20 protein-coding genes and 2 pseudogenes are annotated in these 16559 nt (G+C 67.6%); 8 read left to right on the top strand and 14 right to left on the bottom strand.

Translation table 11 applies throughout. The annotated features are described in order from the left end of the window. Positions 1 to 60: 60 nt before the first annotated feature. Positions 61 to 270 carry an ornithine acetyltransferase gene (locus tag FOZ70_RS23890; RefSeq protein ID WP_011351716.1) on the bottom strand — a complete coding sequence of 70 codons (210 nt, stop codon included), beginning with the start codon at positions 268 to 270 and terminating at the stop codon, positions 61 to 63. Between the two features lie 244 nt (positions 271 to 514). Here FOZ70_RS23890 and FOZ70_RS23885 point away from each other — a divergent pair, with 244 nt between their 5' ends. Then, the gene (locus tag FOZ70_RS23885) at positions 515 to 2224 is read left to right on the top strand and encodes a glutamine--tRNA ligase/YqeY domain fusion protein (RefSeq protein ID WP_027787758.1); all 1710 of its coding nucleotides are present in this window, start codon (positions 515 to 517) and stop codon (positions 2222 to 2224) included. Positions 2225 to 2360: 136 nt separating this feature from the next. Then, entirely contained in the window at positions 2361 to 2804 is a 444-nt protein-coding gene (locus FOZ70_RS23880) for a YdiU family protein (RefSeq protein WP_219706921.1), read from the top strand. 70 nt (positions 2805 to 2874) lie between these two features. Here the strand turns inward: FOZ70_RS23880 and FOZ70_RS23875 are convergent, their stop codons facing one another. The 3 genes from FOZ70_RS23875 to FOZ70_RS23865 form a co-directional block, all read right to left on the bottom strand. Further along, a complete protein-coding gene (locus FOZ70_RS23875) occupies positions 2875 to 3345 on the bottom strand; it encodes an NUDIX hydrolase (RefSeq protein WP_059677691.1) in 471 nt (156 codons plus the stop codon). Positions 3346 to 3356: 11 nt separating this feature from the next. Then, the gene (locus tag FOZ70_RS23870) at positions 3357 to 3743 is read right to left on the bottom strand and encodes a hypothetical protein (protein ID WP_219706919.1); all 387 of its coding nucleotides are present in this window, start codon (positions 3741 to 3743) and stop codon (positions 3357 to 3359) included. Positions 3744 to 3871: 128 nt separating this feature from the next. Continuing rightward, entirely contained in the window at positions 3872 to 5257 is a 1386-nt protein-coding gene (locus FOZ70_RS23865; RefSeq protein ID WP_219706918.1) for a cytochrome c peroxidase, read from the bottom strand. 224 nt (positions 5258 to 5481) lie between these two features. Here FOZ70_RS23865 and FOZ70_RS23860 point away from each other — a divergent pair, with 224 nt between their 5' ends. Further along, positions 5482 to 7068: an acid phosphatase gene (locus tag FOZ70_RS23860; RefSeq protein WP_027787762.1), complete on the top strand. Its 1587-nt coding sequence runs from the start codon at positions 5482 to 5484 to the stop codon at positions 7066 to 7068. A 91-nt stretch (positions 7069 to 7159) separates the two neighbouring features. Here the strand turns inward: FOZ70_RS23860 and FOZ70_RS23855 are convergent, their stop codons facing one another. From FOZ70_RS23855 to FOZ70_RS23830, 6 genes and pseudogenes are all read right to left on the bottom strand, one after another. Continuing rightward, entirely contained in the window at positions 7160 to 7288 is a 129-nt protein-coding gene (locus FOZ70_RS23855) for a hypothetical protein (RefSeq protein ID WP_021160822.1), read from the bottom strand. Continuing rightward, complete coding sequence (locus FOZ70_RS23850) at positions 7285 to 7980, bottom strand: YoaK family protein (protein ID WP_048025922.1); 696 nt, start codon at positions 7978 to 7980, stop codon at positions 7285 to 7287. Before FOZ70_RS23850 ends, FOZ70_RS23855 begins: the two co-directional genes overlap by 4 nt. Beyond that, the gene (locus FOZ70_RS23845; RefSeq protein WP_124590060.1) at positions 7977 to 8891 is read right to left on the bottom strand and encodes a glyoxalase; all 915 of its coding nucleotides are present in this window, start codon (positions 8889 to 8891) and stop codon (positions 7977 to 7979) included. The genes FOZ70_RS23850 and FOZ70_RS23845 overlap by 4 nt, the downstream gene beginning before the upstream one ends. Positions 8892 to 8916: 25 nt before the next feature. Then, a pseudogene (locus FOZ70_RS23840) lies at positions 8917 to 9096 on the bottom strand (DoxX family protein); the annotation flags it as partial. Positions 9097 to 9118: 22 nt separating this feature from the next. Then, positions 9119 to 9319: pseudogene (locus FOZ70_RS23835) on the bottom strand (hypothetical protein); the annotation flags it as partial. Positions 9320 to 9338: 19 nt separating this feature from the next. Beyond that, positions 9339 to 9506: a DUF1427 family protein gene (locus tag FOZ70_RS23830; RefSeq protein WP_021160826.1), complete on the bottom strand. Its 168-nt coding sequence runs from the start codon at positions 9504 to 9506 to the stop codon at positions 9339 to 9341. Positions 9507 to 9624: 118 nt separating this feature from the next. Between FOZ70_RS23830 and FOZ70_RS23825 the strand changes: the two genes are divergently transcribed. Further along, positions 9625 to 10548 (top strand): LysR family transcriptional regulator, encoded by a 924-nt coding sequence (locus FOZ70_RS23825; RefSeq protein ID WP_059497848.1) that lies wholly within the window; start codon positions 9625 to 9627, stop codon positions 10546 to 10548. Between the two features lie 22 nt (positions 10549 to 10570). On the opposite strand, the gene FOZ70_RS23820 is transcribed toward FOZ70_RS23825, so the two are convergent. Next, on the bottom strand, positions 10571 to 11257 hold the full coding sequence (locus FOZ70_RS23820) for a hydrolase (protein WP_021160828.1): 687 nt from the start codon (positions 11255 to 11257) through the stop codon (positions 10571 to 10573). Between the two features lie 8 nt (positions 11258 to 11265). Beyond that, positions 11266 to 11541 carry a hypothetical protein gene (locus FOZ70_RS23815; protein WP_219706916.1) on the bottom strand — a complete coding sequence of 92 codons (276 nt, stop codon included), beginning with the start codon at positions 11539 to 11541 and terminating at the stop codon, positions 11266 to 11268. Here FOZ70_RS23815 and FOZ70_RS23810 point away from each other — a divergent pair. The 4 genes from FOZ70_RS23810 to FOZ70_RS23795 are packed head-to-tail and all read left to right on the top strand — an operon-like array spanning position 11540 to position 14747. Beyond that, entirely contained in the window at positions 11540 to 11800 is a 261-nt protein-coding gene (locus FOZ70_RS23810) for a DUF1427 family protein (RefSeq protein ID WP_060054910.1), read from the top strand. The two genes, FOZ70_RS23815 and FOZ70_RS23810, sit on opposite strands and share 2 nt — an antisense overlap. 10 nt (positions 11801 to 11810) lie before the next feature. Continuing rightward, entirely contained in the window at positions 11811 to 13391 is a 1581-nt protein-coding gene (locus tag FOZ70_RS23805) for a sodium:proton antiporter (protein WP_021160830.1), read from the top strand. Positions 13392 to 13437: 46 nt separating this feature from the next. Further along, positions 13438 to 13830, top strand: coding sequence for an OsmC family protein (locus FOZ70_RS23800; protein ID WP_021160831.1), 393 nt, complete (start codon positions 13438 to 13440; stop codon positions 13828 to 13830). A gap of 32 nt (positions 13831 to 13862) precedes the next feature. After that, positions 13863 to 14747 carry a pirin family protein gene (locus tag FOZ70_RS23795; protein WP_059554788.1) on the top strand — a complete coding sequence of 295 codons (885 nt, stop codon included), beginning with the start codon at positions 13863 to 13865 and terminating at the stop codon, positions 14745 to 14747. A gap of 69 nt (positions 14748 to 14816) precedes the next feature. Here the strand turns inward: FOZ70_RS23795 and FOZ70_RS23790 are convergent, their stop codons facing one another. Together FOZ70_RS23790 and bcsG are read right to left on the bottom strand one after the other, a co-directional pair. Next, a complete protein-coding gene (locus FOZ70_RS23790) occupies positions 14817 to 15020 on the bottom strand; it encodes a hypothetical protein (RefSeq protein ID WP_042975818.1) in 204 nt (67 codons plus the stop codon). Further along, complete coding sequence (gene bcsG, locus FOZ70_RS23785; RefSeq protein WP_219706914.1) at positions 15002 to 16558, bottom strand: cellulose biosynthesis protein BcsG; 1557 nt, start codon at positions 16556 to 16558, stop codon at positions 15002 to 15004. The genes FOZ70_RS23790 and bcsG overlap by 19 nt, the downstream gene beginning before the upstream one ends. Position 16559 lies beyond the last annotated feature (1 nt).

Genomic DNA, 16559 nt, shown 5'->3' with positions numbered 1-16559 from the left:
GGGACGGCGTCGCGACCGGACGACGAGCCGCGTGGCACGCGGCTCGCGTCATGTCGTCGATCAGCGCACGTTCGCGCCGACGATACCGCCCGCCGCAGCGCCGGCGACCGTGCCGAGCGGGCCGCCCGTCACCAGGTAACCGAGCGCGCCGCCCGCGGCCGCGCCGATGCCGGCATTGCGCTGCGTATGCGTCATGGCGCACGCGCCGAGTTGCGACAGGGCCGCGACGATCACGGCGGTACGAACGATAAACGTGGTCTTCTTCATCATGATTGTTGGTGTCCTCTCGCCGCGCGGTCATGCGAGCGGCGGCATTGAATCGGTGAAGCCATCATAGGCAACGCCAAACGGCCCGGGCAATCCGATTTACGTCGTGTTACAGCCGACACAATATCGAGATAATCCGTCGAAACCCGCGCCTGCCGCGCCGCCAGCCGCGCGGGACGGACCCCGGTCAGGTAGAATCACGGGATTAAACCGGCGCGACGCGCCGACACAACCTGACGCCATCCGCATGAGCACCGAACGCAACGACGCCCCCGCGGCTTCCAATTTCATCCGCAACATCATCGACGACGACAACCGCACCGGCAAATGGGGCGGCCGCGTCGAAACACGCTTCCCGCCCGAGCCGAACGGCTACCTGCACATCGGCCATGCCAAGAGCATCTGCCTGAACTTCAGCGTCGCACGCGACTACGGCGGCGTGTGCCACCTGCGCTTCGACGATACGAACCCGGAAAAGGAAAGCGTCGAGTACGTCGACTCGATCGTCGACGCGGTGCGCTGGCTCGGCTTCGACTGGCGCAAGGACGCGGTCGATCACCAGTACTTCGCGAGCGACTACTACGACAAGCTGTACGAATTCGCCGAGCTGCTGATCCAGCGCGGCAAGGCATACGTCGACAGCCAGAGCGCGGAAGAAATGCGCGCGAACCGCGGCTCGCTGACCGAAGGCGGCAAGCCGTCGCCGTTCCGCGACCGCACGCCGGAAGAAAACCTCGACCTGTTCCGCCGCATGAAGGCCGGCGAGTTCAAGGAAGGCGAGCACGTGCTGCGCGCGAAGATCGACATGGCTTCGCCGAACATGAACATGCGCGACCCGGTGATCTACCGGATCCGCTACGCGCATCACTACCGCACCGGCGACGCGTGGTGCGTGTACCCGATGTACGACTACACGCACTGCATCTCGGATGCGCTCGAAGGCATCACGCATTCGCTGTGCACGCTCGAATTCGAGGATCACCGCCCGCTGTACGACTGGGTGCTGAACGAACTCGCGGAAGCCGGCATGTTCACGCGCCCGCTGCCGCAACAGATCGAATTCTCGCGGCTGAACCTCACGTACGCGATCACCAGCAAGCGCAAGCTGCTGCAACTCGTCACCGAAGGCCACGTCGACGGCTGGGACGACCCGCGGATGCCGACGATCGTCGGCGTGCGCCGCCGCGGCTTCACGCCGGAGAGCATCCACCTGTTCTGCGAGCGCATCGGCGTGACGAAGATCGATTCGTGGATCGACATGAGCATCTTCGAAGGCGCGCTGCGCGACGACCTCGACGACAAGGCTGCGCGCACGGTCGCCGTGCTCGATCCGCTGAAGCTCGTGATCGACAACTACCCGGAAGACCTCGAGGAAGCGTGCACGGCGCCCGTGCATCCGCACCATCCGGATCGCGGCGTGCGCACGTTCCCGATCTCGCGCGAGCTGTGGATCGAGCGCGAGGATTTCGTCGAGAACCCGCCGAAGGGCTATTTCCGCCTGTTCCCAGGCAACAAGGTGCGCCTGCGCTACGGCTACGTGATCGAGTGCACGGGCTTCGACAAGGACGCCGACGGCAACGTGACGGCCGTGCACTGCAACTACTTCCCGGACAGCAAGTCGGGCACCGAAGGCGCGAACAACTACAAGGTCAAGGGCAACATCCACTGGGTCAGCGCGAAACATGCGCAGCCGGCCGAAGTGCGGATCTACGACCGCCTGTTCAAGGAGCCGCATCCGGACGCGGGCGGCGCGAACTTCCTCGAGGCGCTGAATCCCGATTCGAAGAAGATCGTCCAGGCATACGTCGAGCCGGGCAACAGCGACATCGCGCCGGAAACGCGCGTGCAGTTCGAGCGTCACGGCTACTTCGTGGCCGATCGTGTCGATTCGAAGCCGGGCAAGCCCGTGTTCAACCGGATCGTCGGGCTGCGCGACAGCTGGGGCAAGCCGGCCTGACGGATCGGACAGGCGCAGCGCCGGTCGCCCGCGCCTGTGCCGTTCGTCATGCGCGGCAACGGCTGCGCCGATGCGCAGCCCGACTGCCCGCTCGCCGGGGCGGCCTGCCCCGAATGCCACGTCAGGAACCGTCGCCATGCCCTATTCGCTGCAGGCCATCGTCGCCAGATCCGGCGCATTTGCGTCCGCGCCGCTGCCGCGGGGGCTGCGCGTCGTCCGCCTGCGCGGCGACATCGACATGATCCCGCTCGACACCGCGTTCCGGAACGCTCACGCGATCCCGTTCTGCCCGTTGACCGACGGGGACGACACGGTGCTGCCGCCGGCACTTCTGTCGCTGTGTGAACAGTTGAGCGCGCACGCTGCACTGGCCTATGTCGAAGCCGAATTCTTTGGCGGCAGCGGCACCCAGGCGTATGCGCGCTTCGCGGATGGCCGCGCAAGCGGCCCGCTCGTCGTGTCGGATCATGCGATCAACGAAGCGCTTCGCCATCTCGGCGTCGCCAAGGGCGACGCGTTCGACGAGTTCGAAGCGATCGGCCTCGACCAGCATCGCGACACCGATCGATGGCTGGCCTGACTCACCGGCCGCGAATCGGACGAACCATGAAAAAACCGGCTTGCGCCGGTTTTTTTATTGCATGCCGGGGTTACGCGCCCGTCAACCGCCGATGCAGATCCACCAGCGACAGCTTCGTGCGAAACAGCCGCGCGAGGCTGCGGCTCGCATACGCGTCGATGTCGGCCGGCACGGTCCAGCGATACGCATCCATCTCGGGAATCATCGAGCCGTCTCGACGGCTCGGAAACAGCGACGTGCACGTGCACTGCCCCGGATCGATCTCGCCTTCGGCCACCTGCACCGCGAACAGGTGCAGATCCTTGTCGTGCCGGTACGCAAAGCGGCCGAGATCGAGCAACCGGGCCGGCGCCAGCGCGATGCCGGTTTCCTCGAGCAGTTCGCGCAGCGCGGCGTCGGCCGGCGATTCACCCGGCTCGCCCTGCCCCTTCGGGATGTCCCAGTGCGTGGTGTCCGTCGCGTGCGCGAGGAACACGCGGCCGGCCGCATCGAGGATCACGACGCCGCACGACACCGTGCGCGGCGCGTCGCCCCGCTTCATCACACGCGTGCTCAGCGCTTCTGCAACTGCCACTTGCCCGCGTCGGTCTTGCAATAGATGGGCTTGAGCGTCATCGTCTGGCCCTTCGCGGTGATTTCGGTGGCGATTTCGCGGCAGGTCTTGCCGTCCGTCTCGGTCGTGGTCGGCGTGAGCTTCGCATCGATCTGCGTGCCGCGGCCGCTGCTCTGCCACGTCGTGGCCTCGCCGTCCTTGCCTTCATCGCGTGCTTGCACAACCGCCTTCGTGAGCGACGCACGGTCGGCCTTGCTGAAATAGCTGATCGGCGTGTCGTTCAGGAAGTTCAGGTTGTTCTGCGCATGGGCGGGCAGCATCGCGGCTGCGCACGCGGCGCCGGCCAGCACGCGCGTGACGACGGAAAGGGATGCACGCATCGACATGTTGTTCTCCTTGGATGTTCGATCAAACGGCGCAACGCGCATGCCGGCGAACCGGGGGCCGGCCCTCCGGCACGCACACTGCGCCTGTCAGCGAGCGAGGATAGCATGCGTGCCGCCCGCACCGCCTTCTAGTGGCCGGCCGGCGCGGCCGTTTGCCGATATCCGTCAGTCAGCGTGCCGAGGAAGGCGATCACGTCCTTGATCTCGGCCGCGTTCAGCGCCGGCTGCTCGCCGCGCTTGCGGTCGAACGGCGCTTCGCGGTTGATGTTCGGCCAGTAGCGTTTCGGCAGATCGTCGTAGATCTGCACCTTGCCGTGCACGACCGGATAGAACTTCTCCGGATGAATGTCGCGCTCGACGTAGAAGCGCATCACGTCCTCGAGCGTGTGATACACGCCGTTGTGGAAGAACGTCTTGCGCAGCGCGACGTTGCGCAGCGACGGCGTGCGGAACAGCCCGCAGAATTCGTCGCGGCCCTTCAGGTCGGTACGCTCGGGGCCGCACGCGCCAAGGTCGTGGAAGCGCGGGTCGCGATTGACCGGCAGCGCGCGATTGCGCGGCACCGCGATCGCGATCAGCCCGAAATCGCTGAACTGCGGCGGCGTGCCGTCGAGTGCGCGCTGGCTGATGTGGCAACTCGCGCAGTTGCCCTTCTTTTCGTCGTTGAACAATTGCAGCCCGCGCATTTCGGCCGGCGTGAGCTGCGCATGGCCCGCGAGATACGCGTCGTACTTGCTCGTGTACGGCGAGAACAGCTCGGGCGTCTGTTCGAAGGTTTCGAGCGCGCGCAGCACGGCCTTGAACGTGGCCGCATCGTCGTCGAGCACCTTCACGCCGAACACCGCGCGGAACTCCTGCGCGTACGGCGCGGCCTTCACGGCCTGCGCGACCTTCGCCGGCGAGCTGTTCATCTCGAACGGCGACGTGAGCGGAATGCGCGCCTGCTCGGCGCCCGTATCGACGCGGCCGTCCCACGTGAGGCCGCCCGTCGGGCCGGCATCGACGCTCTCGTCGCCTTCGTCGTCGGAATCGTGGAAGTGCTCGGTGAACTGCGGCACGCCCTGCAGGTACTTGAGCGACGGCACCGCACGAAAGCCCGGATGCTTCATGTCGTCGCCGCCTAATTGCACGTCCAGCGCATTGGGCGGCCCGAATGCGTGATCGGGGCTGTGACATGACGCGCACGCGAGCTTGCCGGAACCTGACAGCGTAGGGTCGAAGAAAAGTTGCTTGCCGAGGGCCGTCATCCGGCGCACGCCTTCGTAAACTTGTGCGCGCGTCTGCGGCTGGTTCGTCGCGACCACGGCGCCGCTCGCGGCAACCGTTGCGGACGCAACCGGGTGCGCACCGTCCGGCGCGCCCGACGCACTCGCGGCCTGCGCGGACGGCGTAGCGGCACCGGGCTGTCCGTCACAGCCGGCAACGGTGACGAGCGTGGCGGCCAGCGCGAATGCGCTGGCGAGATGCAGCCACGAATGCGCGAATGCGCCGGCTGTCGGTTGGCGAGGCTTCATCGATTCGTCGGAAAGTAGGTTCAGGAGCGGCCGGAGTTTATGTCAGCCGCATGACCGTTACATGACGACTCATCGACAGCCAATCGAAAGGACGCCTACACCCGCCTGTCAAATCGCACCCTCAAAATGCGTGCAGCCGGACATGCCACGGTCACCTCGCGAACCGGCGGTACACGAATGCGCCGGTTCCCCACGCGACAAGAGAGAGATAGAGAGTACAACGGATGAAAAACCACGCCTGGATTCGCTTTACACCGATCGCCGTTGCCGCGGCCGCCGCCCTCACCGCCTGCGGCGGCGACGACGTGCAGCAGCAGGGCCTGTCGACGGTCAAGAACGTCGTCGTGATCTACGCGGAAAACCGCAGCTTCGACAACCTGTACGGCAACTTCCCCGGCGCGAACGGCCTGCAGAACGTGACCGCGGCCAGCGCACAGCAGAAGGACCGCAACGGCCAGCCGCTCGCGACGCTGCCGAAGGCCTGGGGCGGCCTGACCGCGAAGGGCGTGACGCCGGCCGTGACCGAGGCGATGACGGCCAACCTGCCGAACGCGCCGTTCGCGATCGACGACCCGAACGGCTTCAACACGCCGATGAGCGTGACGACGCGCGACCTGTATCACCGCTTCTACGAGAACCAGATGCAGATCAACGGCGGCAAGAACGACATGTTCGCCGCATGGGCCGACTCGGGCGGCCTCGTGATGGGCCACTACACGCCCGACGCGACGAAGCTGCCGCTGTGGAAGATCGCGCAGCAGTTCACGCTGGCCGACAACTTCTTCATGGGTGCGTTCGGCGGTTCGTTCCTGAACCACCAGTACCTGATCTGCGCGTGCGCGCCGTTCTACGCGAACGCGGACAAGAGCCCGGCCGCCGGTTCGATCTCGGCCGTCGCCGCCGACGGCAAGTCGCTGCAGCTCGCGAGCAACTCGCCCGCTTCCGCGCTCGACGGCGCGCCGAAGTTCGTGAACTCGGGCAACCTGACGCCCGACTTCTACGCGATCAACACGATGCAGCCGCCGTACCAGCCGAGCGGCAACAAGGCGGCTTCGGGCGGCGATCCGAACCTCGCCGACCCGTCGGCCGCGACGACGCTGCCGCCGCAGTCGCAACAGAACATCGGCGACCTGCTGACCAACGCGGGCGTGTCGTGGGCGTGGTACGGCGGTGCGTGGAACCAGGCACTGCAGGCCGCGCAAAGCGGCACGGCGAACGTGATCTACGGCCCGAACATGACGGCGCCGAACTTCCAGCCGCACCACCAGCCGTTCAACTACTACGCGAACCAGGCACCGGGCAGCACGAGCCGCGCGCAGCACTTGCTCGACGGCGGCACCGACGGCAGCGAGTTCATCAAGGCGATCGACGCGGGCACGCTGCCGCAGGTCGCGTTCTACAAGCCGCAGGGCAACCTGAACGAACACCCGGGTTACACGGACGTCGCGAGCGGCGACCAGCACATCGCGAACGTGCTCGCGCACCTGCAGGCGAGCCCGCAGTGGAAGAACATGGTCGTGGTCGTCACGTACGACGAAAACGGCGGCTTCTGGGATCACGTGTCGCCGCCGAAGGGCGACCGCTGGGGCCCGGGCACGCGCATTCCGGCGCTGATCGTGTCGCCGTTCTCGAAGAAGGGTTTCGTCGACCACACGCAGTACGACACCGCGTCGATCCTGCGCTTCATCACGCGCCGCTTCTCGCTGCCGCGCCTCGCCGGCCTGCAACAGCGCGACGACGCGCTGAAGGCCAACGGCGGGCAGCCGATGGGCGACCTGACGAACGCGCTGCAACTGTCGCCGAACCTGTAACGGCATCGCGACAGGCGGGCCGGTGTCATCGCCGGCCCGAACGCACGAAGGGCGGCCTCCCGGCCGCCCTTTTTTCATCGGAACGCGCGCGTCACCCGCCGTACTTCAGCGCGACCCCGACAGGGTCCGCGTTGTGCCCGCCTGCCTCGACACGGCCGTCGTGCGGATGCCGGTCGCCCGACGCCGCATCGACCTGCTGCGCAATGCGCGGCCCGATCACGCATGCTCCCGCGCGGCGGTGCCGGCCGACATCCCAGCGCACGCCGCCAGTCCCGCAAGCGCGACGGCCGGAGCCAGCAGCGCCCAGAACCCGAGATAGCGAAAGCCCAGCGCGCCGGCCGTCGCGCCGAGCGCGAACGCGACGATCGCCGGCCACATCTTCGCGAAGCGCGCGCGTGCCGCCGTGCGCACGCTGTCGGGCGTGCCGGCGGACAGCAGGTCGACGACGTCGAGAATCGCCTGCGTGACGTTGCCGGTCATCACCGTGTTCGGCACGCCGGCGCGCGCGATCACGCGCGGATGCGCGTTCTGGATGCCCATCGCGAACGTGCCGACGATGCCGGCCAGCAGCACCGGCAGGCTGTCGGATTGCGTGACGGGCGACGCCCACACGCCGGCCGCGCAGAAGCCGAGCAGCAGCACGGCCTGGACCGCATGCAGCGCCCGCGTACCCTGCCACGCGGGCCGCCCGGAAAACGCGCGTGCGATCAGGCTGCTCGCGACGACACCGCACACGAATGCGGGAAACACGCTCAGCTTCAGCAGGATGCCCTGGCCGAACCCCGCGGCCCCCGCGCCGATCAGCACGAAGTTGCCGGTCACGTGCGCGGTGAACAGCCCGAACAGCGCGACGAAGCTCAGCGTGTCGACGAAGCCGGCCACCGCGGCAAGAATCGTGTCCTCGTGCTTCATCGCGCCGCCCCCGCGTGGATCTCGGCGACATAACCGCCGGGGAACCGGACCAGCGCCGCGTCGCGCCGGTCCGCCGTGTACGGCGGCACGAGCACGTCGACGCCGGCCGCCCTCGCTTTCTCCAGCGTTGCGGCCAGGTCCGGCACCTCGTAGCCCGTCGTCTCGTGCCCGTACGGATAAGGCAGGTGGCCGTCCGTCACGAGCACCGTCATCTTGCCGAAGCCCGACGTGATGCGAATGCGGCGATAGGTGTCATCCGGGCGGCCGATCTCGACGCCGGGCGCCTTCAGATCGTCGGACACCACCTTGCCGTTCGAGAACTTGACGAAGTCGTGCACGAACTTGCGCACGCTCTGCGGCGACACGTACACGCGGTTTTCCGGCACCGTCTGCAGCGGGTCGTACTTCGGCGCCTGCGTGTGCCAGTAGAGCTGCATCTTCACGCCGCCCGTCCACGCGATCACCGCATCGCGGCCGATCGGATCGGGGAACGTGTCGACGATCACTTCCGCGCCGTGCTCGCGCGCCACCTTCATCGCCGCGTCCATGTCGGTGACGAGATACCCCGTGCGCTCCGCGCCGAACGGCCAGGGAGTCGGCGTCTTGAAGCCGAACACGGAGATCGTGCCGGCCGGCGTGAACACGAGCTGCGACATCGTCAGGCTCGGTGTCGGCGTGACCTGGAACACGCCCTGCTTCGACTTGCTGCCGCCGAACGTCGCGACGAAGCTGTCGGTGAAGCGATCGAAATCCTCCGGCGCCACATACACGTGCGTCGTGTCGTATTGCGGCCCGACGGCGAGCGTCGGCGTGGCCGCCGGCAGGACGGGCGGCTTCGCGTACACGGCCGGCGCCGCGACGAGGCCGGCGGCGATCGCCAGCGCGAGCAAGGCGGAACGAATCGTTTTCATGACTGGATGTCCTTGTTGTTGATCGTCATCGAGTGGCACGGCTGTTGCCGGCCGGATACTTCGCATCGGCGAGCCGCGTCGCGAGCACGCATGCCGCGATCAGCCCGAGATGCGCGAAGAAGCTGTCGAGCGCCATGAAATGCGCAGCGCCCGTCCGGTTCCGGAAGTCGTGCGCCACCGCCATCGCGACGAGCGTCAGCATGCCGGGGCCGCCGTCGCCGCGCCCCGTCGATCGTCGGCAGGCGCTTCCCGGCGAACGGGGGCTCGGTGAAACCGCCGGCCACGCGCACCCATTGCGGCGCACGCGTGATCGCCACCTGCCGCTCGAGCATGCCCATTGCAAGCGCGAGCGACGGGTTTGCGCGGTCGAGGATCGTGAACCTTCCGTTGTGAAGGATCAGATCCGGTCGAGTGGCGGGTGCGTTCATCAATGTGCCTTCGATCCAGTCAGAAACCGAGCCAGTGACGGACCGGTGCGACGGCCGCGACGCCGGCCAGCATGCCGGCCAGCCCGACCAGGGCAATCAGCGGCGGTGCGGGCGAACGCACCTTGACCACGCTGTACATGACGCCGACCAGCATGCCGGCACCCAATGAAACGACATACGATTCCATACGCTCCTCACGACTGGATTAGAATGACCCCGCATTTCCGCCCGTACGGGCGCCATGCGCTCGCGGCGCGATCCGCTGCCGCCCCACCCGCTTCGCTTGCCTGCCACGCCTTCCAGCCATGCAACACCTTCCCGATCTCGAAGCCTGGGCCATCTTCGCGCGCGTCGCCGAGACCGGTTCGTTCGCCAAGGCCGCCGACCTGCTCGGCGTATCGCAACCGACCGTGTCGAAAGCGATCGCCCGCCTCGAAAAACGCCTCGGCGCGATGCTGTTGTACCGCACGTCGCGCAAGCTGTCGCTCACGCCGACCGGCGAGCTGCTGCGCGATCGCGCGGTCCGGCTGCTCGCCGATGCCGAACTGATCGAAGGCGAAGCCTCCGCGCATGCGCTCGAACCGCACGGCCTCTTGCGCGTGAACGCGCCGATGTCCTACGGCCTGTGCAATCTCGCGCCGCTGTTGCCCGCGTTTCTCGAACGCTATCCGCGCGTCGACGTCGATCTCGTGCTGACCGACCACTTCGTCGACATCGTGTCCGGCGGCTTCGACGTCGCGATCCGGATTGCCGAGCTGAACGATTCGTCGCTGCGTGCGCGCCGCCTGTGCGCGGTGCGCCGGCCGCTCGTCGCGTCGCCCGCGTATCTCGACCGGCACGGCCGGCCGACTCATCCGAGCGAACTCGACCAGCACGTATGCCTGACCTACACGAACATCCCGACGCCCGAATTCTGGCGCTTCCGCCACAAGACGTCGGGCGAGGAATTCGGCGTGCCGGTGCGCGGCCGCATTCGCGCGAACAACGCCGACGTGCTCCGCCCCGCGCTGATCGCCGGCCAGGGCCTTGCGCTGCAGCCGTCGTTCCTGGTGTGGGACGAGTTGCAAAGCGGCGCGCTCGAGGAAGTGATGCATGACTGGAAAATTCCCGATATCAACGTCAACCTCGTCACACCGCCCGGCATGCTGCGCGCCGCGCGCGTGACGGCGTTGCTCGACTTTCTCGTCGAACACCTGTCGCACGCGCCATGGGCGCTGCCGCCCGTCTGACCGCGCGGCAACACGCGGCCGGTTACTTCGCCGGCACGGCCGGAATCGACTCGTGCGGCGTCGCGGTGCGCTGGGCGGCCTTGTGGACCATCGTGTATGCGTAGTCGACGCCCATCCCGTACGCGCCCGAGTGTTCCTTCGCGATCGCCATCACCGCGTCGTAGGTGTCGCGGCGCGCCCAGTCGCGCTGCCATTCGAGCGCGACCTGCTGCCAGGTGACCGGCACGACGCCGGCCTGGATCATCCGCTGCATCGCGTAGTCGTGCGCGTCCTTCGACGTGCCGCCCGACGCATCGGCGACCATGTAGATCTCGTAGCCGCCTTCGAGCATCGCGCAAAGCGCGAACGTCGTGTTGCAGACCTCCGTCCACAGGCCGGACACGACCACCTTCTTGCGGCCGTTCGCGGCCAGCGCGTCGCGCACCTTCTGGTCGTCCCACGAGTTCATCGACGTGCGCTCGAGCGTCTTCTGGTTCGGAAACACGTCGAGCAGTTCAGGGTAGGTGTAACCCGAGAAGCTGTCGCTTTCGACCGTCGTGATCGTGGTGGGAATGTTGAATGCCTTCGCGGCCTTGGCGAGCCCGACGACGTTGTTCTTCAGCGTCTGGCGATCGATCGACTGCACACCGAACGCCATCTGCGGCTGCTGGTCGATGAAGATGATCTGGCTATTGTGGGGAGTGAGGACTTCAAGCTTGGCGTTGCTCATGTAGCGAATCATCCTTTGGTCTGGAAACGTTCAAGGCTTGCCCCGACCGGGATGGCGGAGGAGCCGGCTGTGCGTCGCCCCGGAGCGGCGTGTTCCGGTTGCAGCCATTTAATCGGAAAAGTCGCGGCCCGAACATCCAAGAAATGGAATCGATCGAATTCCGAAAGAGAGGGGCTCCGAAGGCTGTCCGCCCTTTTTTTCCGCACGTAAAACCGATACGCTTCCAGCACATTGAAGGCGCCGCCTTCGCGCCCGACCAGCCTGTCACGAGAGGTTTTCATCATGAAACCGTATTTTCTGTCGCTGTTCGCCGGCATCCTCGCCGGTGTCATCTACGGCGCGCTCGGCGTGAATTCGCCGGCGCCGCCGATCATCGCGCTCCTCGGCCTGCTCGGCATGCTGGCCGGCGAGCAGATCCTCCCGCTCGCGCGCCGGATGCTGTCCGGCTACGGGCTCAATACCGCGTGGCACGACGCACAATGCGGCCAGCACATGTTCGGTACGCTGCCGGGCGGCGCCGCCAACGACCGCAAGCCGTCGTGACGCCAGGCTCATGACCAACGTCGAACTGTTTCATTACCTGCTGCTGTTGATCTGCGGCGCGGGCGCGCTCACGTGGCTCGCCGAACGCATCTCGATTCCGCCGGCCGTCGTGCTGCTGCTCGGCGGCTGCGTGGTCGCGGTCGCCGGCAAGCGTGTACCCGACATGGACCCGGCGCTGCTGCTCGCGGCCGTGCTGCCGCCGCTGCTGATGTCGAGCGGGTTCTACACCGCGTGGAAGGAATTCCGGCAGGAGCTCGCATCGATCGCGTCGCTCGCGCTCGGCGCGGTGGTCTTCACCACCGTCGCGGTCGCGCTCGCCGTGCATGCCGTGAACCCGGCGCTGCCGTGGGCCGCCTGCTTCACGCTCGGCGCGATCGTGTCGCCGCCCGACGCGGTCGCCGCGAAGGCGATCCTGCAGCGCCACCCGCTGCCCGCGCGGCTCGTCGCGGTGCTCGAAGGCGAGAGCCTCGTCAACGATGCGTCGGGCCTGCTGCTGTACCAGATGGCCGTGTCGGCCGCGCTGGCGGTATCGATCACGGCCGCCAGCGCCACCGGCCTGTTCTTCTCGCTGACGCTGATCGGCATCGCGGTCGGCCTCGCGTGCGGCCATGCGATGTGCTGGGTGCTGCCGCGCCTGCGCGACCCGATGCTCGGCATCGTCGTGACCTTCGCGATGGCGTGGGGCAGCTACGGAATCGCGGAAGCCGTCGACGGCTCGGGCGTGCTGTCGGTGGTGACCTGCGGCCTCGTGCTCGGCGTGCGCCAGCATCGCGTGTTCGACGCCGACATGCGGATCAAGGCGAAGGCGACCTGGGAAGCGATCGTGTTCGTGCTCGACGCGCTCGTGTTCATCCTGATCGGCCTCGCGCTGCACGCGATCCTCGCACGCGTGAACCACGAAGGCGCGGTGCTGATGGCCGGCCTGCGCGTCGCGCTGCCCGCCACCGCCGCCGCGATCGGCGCGCGCGTCGTATGGGTGTTCGTCGCGATGTGGCTGCCGGGCCGCCTGCGCGCGCCGCGCGCGGGCCACGCGCCGTGGTCGTGGCGCGAAGCCGTCGTGCTCGGCTGGTCGGGCATGCGCGGTGTCGTGAGCCTCGCGGCCGCGATCGCACTGCCGGCCACCTTCCCCGGCCGCGACCTGATCCTGTTCAGCACGTTCCTGCTGATCATCGCGACGCTCGTCGTGCAGGGCGGCACGCTCGCGCCGCTGATCCGCGTACTGAAGCTGCGCCCGGCCGCGCGGCACACGATGTCCGAGCACGCGGTGCGCGCGCATACGTTCGGCGCGGCGCTCGCCGAACTCGACGCGCTCGAACAGCGCGGGTCGAGCCTCGAACGCCCTTCGCTCGACCGCCTGCTCGCCGAATACAGGAACCGCGTGACCTTCAACGAACGCGCGTTTCGTCACGGCACCGAACCGGCCAACGTGCGGGCGCGCATGCTGCGCGTCGAACTCGACCTCGTCGGCGTGTCGCGCCGCGCGCTGCTCGACCTGCATCGCGACGGCAAGGTCGACGACACGGTCCTGCACCGGATCGAATCGGAACTCGATTTCGAGGAACTGCGCCTGCAGCGCCTGCTCGAACCCTGAAGCCCGGCCAAGCTGCCGCCTCCCCCTTTCTCCTTATGGAACCGCAATGAGCGAACTGTCCGTCGAAGCAAGCATCGGCGCCGTCGATTACCTCGTCCACTTCACCGACGGCGTCCACCAGTGGCGCGCCGACGAGCCCACGCCGCTCGGCGGCGGCGACACCGCGCCGACGCCCGTCGCGCTGCTGCTGTCGAGCCTCGGCGCATGCACCGCGATCACGCTGAAGATGTATGCGCAACGCAAGGGCTGGCCGCTCGCCGAAGTGCACGTGAAGCTCGCGCACGAATCGGGCAGCGCGGGCAGCACGATCGTGCGCCGCATCACGCTCGACGGCGACCTGTCCGGCGAACAGCGCGAACGCCTGCTGCAGATCGCGAACGCCTGCCCGGTGCACAAGATCCTCTCGCATCCGATCACCATCGACACGGCGATCGCCTGACGCGCCCCGCATCGACCACGAGAATCCCCACCATGTCCGCCTCGATCAAGACCCTGCTCACGCCGCGCGAAAGCGACATCGGCAACCTCGTCGTGCGCCGCGTGCTGCCCGCGCGCGCCGCACGCCTCGTCGGCCCGTTCATCTTCTTCGACGAGATGGGGCCGGCCGTGCTGCCGGCCGGCCGCGGCATCGACGTGCTGCCGCATCCGCACATCGGCCTGGCGACCGTCACCTACCTGTTCGACGGCTCGCTGATGCATCACGACAGCCTCGGCTTCCGGCAGAAGATCGTGCCGGGCGACGTGAACTGGATGACGGCCGGCCGCGGCATCGTGCATTCGGAGCGCTCGCCCGACGAAGACCGGCCGCGCGAGCAGCCGGTGCACGGGATCCAGACCTGGGTCGCGCTGCCGGTCGAGCATGAAGACACCGCGCCCGCGTTCGTCCATCATCCGGCCGACACGCTGCCGTCGTTCACGCGTGACGGCACGACCGTGCGCGTGATCGCGGGTACCGCGTTCGGGCTCGCGTCGCCGGTCGCCGTGTTCTCGCCGACGCTCTATGCGTATGCGGAATTCGCGGCAGGCGGCACGCTCGCGCTCGATGCCGAACATGAGGAACGCGGCGTGTACCTGGTCGACGGCGACCTCGCCATCGACGGCACGCCGCTCGCCCCCGCGACGATGGCCGTGCTCGAACCCGGCGCGACCGTGGCACTCGCCAGCGCAAGCGGCGCACGCGTGATGCTGCTCGGCGGTGCGCACCTGCCGGGCGAGCGTTTCATCGAATGGAATTTCGTGTCGAGCGCGCGCGCGAAGATCGACGCGGCCCGCGCCGCGTGGGCCGATCAGACCTTCGGCAAGGTGCCGGGCGAAGAAAACGAATGGACGCGCCAGCCGGAACGCAAGGCGCAATAGGCACAATAGACAGGATCGCCCACAGGCAACCGACGGCCGGCACGCATGCCGGCCGTCGTCCCGTCCGTGTTACGCCGACGGTTTCAATCCCATCAGCTTCGCCAGTGTCGGCCAGCGGTCGAGCGACTCGATGAACGCACGGCGCGCCTGCTCGTCGACATAACGCCCGGGATCGAGCGCGGGCAGATGCCGTGCGAGGCCGAGCACGTCGTTCGGTTGCGACAGGCGGTCGTCGTCGCCGTCACCGTGCAGCATTACTGTTCGTCGATCCATACGCCATCCGGAGTCTTCACCGAGTAACCCTCGGCCGTCTGCATCGTCACCGTGCCCTCGTTCTCGCCGACCATCCGCGTGCGCGGCAGGTCGGCCGCGTATTGCGCGAGCGTCGTGCCCGGCTTGAACGGGCTGTTCGACACGAGGTTCGACAGCAGTTGCGCGAGCGCGAGGAAGCTGGTCGGCTGGTCGATCACGGTCGTCGCGCCGTGATTGCCGGCAAAGCCGACGAGCCGCACGCCCACCGGCCCGTGCACGATGCGCGGCGTCGGGATCTCGCGCAGCCCCGCGACCTGGTACTTGTCGCCGCGCAGCGCGGCGCCGTGCTCGGGCACGAACACGATCACCGCACGGCGGCCCGATTGCGCGATCAGGTCGGCGAGGCGGTCGAAGTCGTCCATCATCTTCGTCACGCGCTGCGGATACGAGTCGATGCTCGTCAGCGAACTGCCGACGATCCGGTTGCCGTCGTGCAGGCTGATCGTGTTGTAGTACAGCGCGACCGGGCCCTGCACCGACGCGCGCTGCGCGTACCAGTTCGCGAGCGTCGTGTAGTCGTCCTTGATCGCCGAGCCGTCGAACGCATGCATCGCAATGGGCGCGGCCGCGTTCGAGATCATCGGCGCGTCGGCCACGCCGATGTTGTCGTGGATCACCTGCAGGAAGTTGTCGAAGTGGCCGTCGTGGTTCAGCAGCGACTGCACCGAGTAACCGGCGCTCGCCAGTTGCGAGAACAGGTGGCACTGCTGCGGTGCGGGCTTGTACAGGTCGGCGTGCGCTTCCTGCCCGCAGCTCGCGCGCAGCACGCGGATCGCCGCCGGGCCGCTGTAGCTCGCGGCCGTGCTGAAGTTCGAGAACAGGTAGTCGAAATGGCTCAGCATCGGATGGTTGCGCGCCTTCGCGGCATCGAGGTCGTCCCACGACAGCGAGCAGATGTGCAGCACGATCACGTCGAACTGGGCGGCCGGATCGCTGCCTAGGTGGCCGAACGCGACCTGTCGCTGCGACTCCTGCGTGCGGAACGTCGCGAGCGCGGCGTTGTGGTCCTCGGGCTGGCCGGCGAGCGTCGTGCCTGCCGCGTTCGCCTGCTGCGGAAGCGGTGCGACGACGCGCGCCATCAGCCCGCTGCCGGCCTGCCACAGCGGCATCACGACCAGCACGGCCAGCACGAAGGTCGCGACGCGCAGCCAGCGGTTGACGATGAAGTAGACGATCAGCACACCGGCCACCGTCAGCACCAGCACGGGCGGCAGCAGGCGCGGCAGCAGCTCCATCCAGTAGTCGAGGCGGAACGTGCTGACTTCCTGCGCGGCCTCGGCGAGACGGGCAAGCGGCGGCGCATGCAGTTCGCGCGCGAGCAGCGGCACGGCGATCGCGATCGCGACGACCTGCCGGACGATGCGCCACGCACGCCGCCGGATCGGCGCGCTCATCGCGAGCGCCACCGCGAACGCGAGGTTCGCGAGCCAGAACGGCTGCAGGTGCCCGGTCGCGAACAGCGCGAACTTCAGGATGAAATACAGATTCCAGAACGTCATC

Origin of the sequence: Burkholderia sp. COPS (genome assembly GCF_019425585.1) — a bacterium.
Classification (GTDB): Bacteria; Pseudomonadota; Gammaproteobacteria; order Burkholderiales; family Burkholderiaceae; genus Burkholderia; species Burkholderia cepacia.
The sequence above is the reverse complement of the archived record's forward strand: the minus strand, read 5'-3'. Positions and strand labels throughout refer to the sequence as shown.

Coding starts and splice junctions, on each gene's coding strand:
- FOZ70_RS23890 (WP_011351716.1), bottom strand. CDS start 270: ATGATGAAGAAGACCACGTTTATCGTTCGTACCGCCGTGATCGTCGCG.
- FOZ70_RS23885 (WP_027787758.1), top strand. CDS start 515: ATGAGCACCGAACGCAACGACGCCCCCGCGGCTTCCAATTTCATCCGC.
- FOZ70_RS23880 (WP_219706921.1), top strand. CDS start 2,361: ATGCCCTATTCGCTGCAGGCCATCGTCGCCAGATCCGGCGCATTTGCG.
- FOZ70_RS23875 (WP_059677691.1), bottom strand. CDS start 3,345: ATGAAGCGGGGCGACGCGCCGCGCACGGTGTCGTGCGGCGTCGTGATC.
- FOZ70_RS23870 (WP_219706919.1), bottom strand. CDS start 3,743: ATGTCGATGCGTGCATCCCTTTCCGTCGTCACGCGCGTGCTGGCCGGC.
- FOZ70_RS23865 (WP_219706918.1), bottom strand. CDS start 5,257: ATGAAGCCTCGCCAACCGACAGCCGGCGCATTCGCGCATTCGTGGCTG.
- FOZ70_RS23860 (WP_027787762.1), top strand. CDS start 5,482: ATGAAAAACCACGCCTGGATTCGCTTTACACCGATCGCCGTTGCCGCG.
- FOZ70_RS23850 (WP_048025922.1), bottom strand. CDS start 7,980: ATGAAGCACGAGGACACGATTCTTGCCGCGGTGGCCGGCTTCGTCGAC.
- FOZ70_RS23845 (WP_124590060.1), bottom strand. CDS start 8,891: ATGAAAACGATTCGTTCCGCCTTGCTCGCGCTGGCGATCGCCGCCGGC.
- FOZ70_RS23830 (WP_021160826.1), bottom strand. CDS start 9,506: ATGGAATCGTATGTCGTTTCATTGGGTGCCGGCATGCTGGTCGGCGTC.
- FOZ70_RS23825 (WP_059497848.1), top strand. CDS start 9,625: ATGCAACACCTTCCCGATCTCGAAGCCTGGGCCATCTTCGCGCGCGTC.
- FOZ70_RS23820 (WP_021160828.1), bottom strand. CDS start 11,257: ATGAGCAACGCCAAGCTTGAAGTCCTCACTCCCCACAATAGCCAGATC.
- FOZ70_RS23810 (WP_060054910.1), top strand. CDS start 11,540: ATGAAACCGTATTTTCTGTCGCTGTTCGCCGGCATCCTCGCCGGTGTC.
- FOZ70_RS23815 (WP_219706916.1), bottom strand. CDS start 11,541: ATGATGAAAACCTCTCGTGACAGGCTGGTCGGGCGCGAAGGCGGCGCC.
- FOZ70_RS23805 (WP_021160830.1), top strand. CDS start 11,811: ATGACCAACGTCGAACTGTTTCATTACCTGCTGCTGTTGATCTGCGGC.
- FOZ70_RS23800 (WP_021160831.1), top strand. CDS start 13,438: ATGAGCGAACTGTCCGTCGAAGCAAGCATCGGCGCCGTCGATTACCTC.
- FOZ70_RS23795 (WP_059554788.1), top strand. CDS start 13,863: ATGTCCGCCTCGATCAAGACCCTGCTCACGCCGCGCGAAAGCGACATC.
- FOZ70_RS23790 (WP_042975818.1), bottom strand. CDS start 15,020: ATGGATCGACGAACAGTAATGCTGCACGGTGACGGCGACGACGACCGC.
- bcsG (WP_219706914.1), bottom strand. CDS start 16,558: ATGACGTTCTGGAATCTGTATTTCATCCTGAAGTTCGCGCTGTTCGCG.